General features: G+C 64.5%; 1 protein-coding gene. It reads right to left on the reverse strand.

Annotation, left to right across the window (positions count from 1 at the left end; genetic code table 11):
• Positions 1-208, reverse strand: a 208-nt coding sequence (locus VTU_RS35770) for an Ig-like domain-containing protein (protein WP_369021527.1), incomplete at its 3' end; no start/stop codon positions are given.
• Positions 209-673 lie beyond the last annotated feature (465 nt).

Below are 673 nucleotides of genomic sequence, written 5' to 3' on the forward strand. Positions count from 1 at the left end.
GCGTGCCCAGCGTGCCGTTGGCATCGGTGAGCACGACGTCGTCGTTGGTGAATCCGCGGACGGCCTCGTTGAAGGCAAAGGTGACGGTGGTGGTGTCGCCTGCCTTGAGGCGGGTGTTGGCCAGCGTGATGTTCAGTTGGATGCTCATGGTGCTTTTCGTGGTGGGTGGGTGTTGGATGGGGTTTGGGCGCATTCCCTCTGTGGGCATGCGCCGGTGATGGGCGTTACTTCATGGGGACTGGTTTCGTCCGGCCGCCATGGGCGGGCGTCCCCGCTTCCAAGGTGCGCAGAAAAAGGCAGCGCACCCGGTTGGTCCGTGGGCTGCATGTGCAACCCCGGAGAAAAGCCGGTGCTTGGCCTTGCTTTATGGGAATGGGTGCGGGCAGGCCGCCATGGGCGGAGGGCTCCCGCTTCAAGGTGCGCAGAAAAAGGCAGCGCAATCTGGTCCGGGGACTGCATGCGCAGACTCGGAGAAAGGCCGGTAATGGGCCTTGCTTTGTGGGGATGGGTGCGGGCAAGCCGCCATGGGCGGGTGCTTCCCGTTTCCCAAGGTACGCAGAAAAAGGCAGCGCAACCTGGTCCGGGGGCGGCATCAGGCGCAGCCCCGGAGCAAAGCCGGTGGTTAGCCTTGCTTTATGGGGATGGGTGCGGGCAGTCCGCCATGGTGGGGACC

Source organism: Verminephrobacter aporrectodeae subsp. tuberculatae At4, from assembly GCF_000193225.1.
In the GTDB taxonomy this organism is placed as follows: Bacteria; Pseudomonadota; Gammaproteobacteria; order Burkholderiales; family Burkholderiaceae_C; genus Acidovorax; species Acidovorax aporrectodeae.